This is a genomic window from Luteibacter sp. P4_E6, assembly GCF_056401535.1.
On sequence record NZ_JBFUJE010000602.1, the window covers coordinates 1 to 2,217 of the forward strand.

Genomic DNA, 2,217 nt, shown 5'->3' on the forward strand with positions numbered 1-2,217 from the left:
GGTGGGCACCAAGGTCTCCCCGCGAGACGCCCAAGTGTACGAAGCGACGGCGAAGCCGAGCCCGCGAAGCCGAAGGCGAGCCATGCGCGAGGTGCGAAAGAATGCCCGGCCTGAAAGCCAAGCGCCCGGGTCGCGGCAATCCACGATGAACCTTTTTTCGGCTTGTGTGGGAGACGGCTGGGCGCCTTCTGTGCGTCTTCGGCAAAAGCTGAACGAAGCTGTTGCGTGGGCACAAATCGTTCACGGACGCGCTGTTCCCATAGGTCCCGGACAGGCAGCCACAGCCCGTGGCGCCGTTCCCCAGTCCCATAAACAGATTCGTAAAAAGGAGTTCACCATGAACCATGCCAACCTCCGCAAGGCCCTGTTCGCTGCTGCCCTCGTCGCCGGTCTCGGTACGGTGCCGTTCGCCCAGGTGAATGCTCAGGACTCCATGGCTCCGGCCGCTTCCAAGGCCGATAACCAGACGGTCGCCGGCAAGACCGACGATGCCTGGATCACCACCAAGGTGAAGTCGGAATTCGCCACGAAGAAGGCCGTCAAGGGCAGTGACATCTCGGTTACCACGACCGAAGGCGTCGTCGCGCTGACCGGTACGGTCACGACAGCGAAGGAAAAGAGCAACGCTGAGAAGATTGCCAAGGCTGTGAAGGGCGTGAAGAGCGTGGACGCCAGCGGTCTGACGGTCGGTGCTGCTGCTAACTAAGAGCGGCCTTCCAGGGTCGTGAAAAAGAGGGCGCCGCGAGGCGCCCTCTTTTCGTTTGGCGATCGCGGGAGATGGCTTGCATAAGCCCGCCTTGCACCCGATGGCGGCGTCGATGTCGGGGAAAGCCTAGGGATAGAGCGAGATCGCGCTGACGCCGAGGCGGGCCTTGGGGCGACATCGGCTGCGCGCACGCTCACGTGTAATAGCCGGGCGCGGACGTCGCGCGATCTTGTACAAGGACAGACATCATGCAGAAAGCCTCCCTCCTTTCTTTGGCCGTTGTTAGCGCACTCATCAGCGCCACCGCGATGGCCAGCAATCCCGCGATCAAGCCCGGCGACCGATCTACGGGAAGCGGCGTCTCCACAGACCCGTCGGGCGCGCGCGTGCGCCCCGGCTTTACGAATCCCGGCGGCCATATCGTCGTGAAAGCCGGCGCGGCCTCCTCCACCTCGTGCCAGGACCGTACCGGCTACAGCCCTCAGACATGGTCTTTCTTTGATATCTGGGGCTCGTTCTACATCGCGCGGCCGGCAGATGTGGTCGGTGCAGTGCGCTATTGCGTCAGTGTGCAATCCGACAACACGCCATCATTCGCCGTCAAATACGACGCGACCGGTATGTGAGAATCGCGCCAGTCCCTCGCTAGGGCGTGACTGGCAGGGGGCTGATGCAGGCCATCGATAACGGCCTCATCAGCTTCCCCTTCTCGCGTTCAACGCGACAACATGCCGCCGAAGGTCTGCTTGTCGCTGACCTGGTCGATCTCGACGCCTTCCAGACCCTGCGAGAGCGTATGGGCATCGCCACCCTGGGCGAGTTTGATCCGCAGCCGCACTTCATTCGAACTGTCGGCGTGACGCAGGGCGTCTTCGTACGAGATCTCGCCAGCGTGGTAGAGCTCCRCGAGGCTCTGGTCGAACGTGCGCATGCCCAACTGGTTGGAATCGCGCATGAGCTCCTTGAGCTTATGCACTTCACCCTGGCGAATGTAGTCCTGGGCGAGCGGCGTGCCGAGGAGCACTTCCACGGCGACACGACGGGCCTTACCGTCCGGCGTCGGGATGAGCTGCTGGGCCACGATGCCCTTGAGGTTGAGCGAAAGATCCATGAACAGCGCGCTGCGGCGGTCTTCCGGGAAGAAGTGCAGGATGCGGTCGAGCGCCTGGTTGGCGTTGTTCGCATGCAGCGTGCACAGGCACAGATGGCCGGTTTCCGAGAAGTTGATCGCGTGTTCCATGGTCTCGCGTGTACGCACTTCGCCGATCATGATCACGTCCGGCGCCTGGCGCAGGGTGTTCTTCAGCGCGTTCTCCCAGCTGTCGGTATCGATGCCGAGTTCGCGCTGGGTGACGATGCAGCCTTCGTGCTTGTGCACGTATTCGATCGGGTCTTCGATCGTGATGATGTGACCCGTGGAATTCTGGTTACGGTAGCCGATCATCGAGGCCAGCGACGTGGATTTACCCGTACCGGTACCGCCGACGAAGATGATGATGCCTCGCTTGGTC

3 protein-coding genes are annotated in these 2,217 nt (G+C 62.2%); 2 read left to right on the forward strand and 1 reads right to left on the reverse strand.

The window, feature by feature from the left end; genetic code table 11:
* Window positions 1–337 precede the first annotated feature (337 nt).
* Together AC1DT2_RS21305 and AC1DT2_RS21310 are read left to right on the forward strand one after the other, a co-directional pair.
* A complete protein-coding gene (locus AC1DT2_RS21305; protein ID WP_477298573.1) occupies window positions 338–706 on the forward strand; it encodes a BON domain-containing protein in 369 nt (122 codons plus the stop codon).
* A gap of 248 nt (window positions 707–954) precedes the next feature.
* Window positions 955–1,332 carry a hypothetical protein gene (locus AC1DT2_RS21310; RefSeq protein ID WP_063573397.1) on the forward strand — a complete coding sequence of 126 codons (378 nt, stop codon included), beginning with the start codon at window positions 955–957 and terminating at the stop codon, window positions 1,330–1,332.
* Between the two features lie 89 nt (window positions 1,333–1,421).
* Here the strand turns inward: AC1DT2_RS21310 and AC1DT2_RS21315 are convergent.
* The coding region (locus AC1DT2_RS21315) for an ATPase, T2SS/T4P/T4SS family (RefSeq protein WP_477298574.1) at window positions 1,422–2,217 on the reverse strand (796 nt) is incomplete at its 5' end.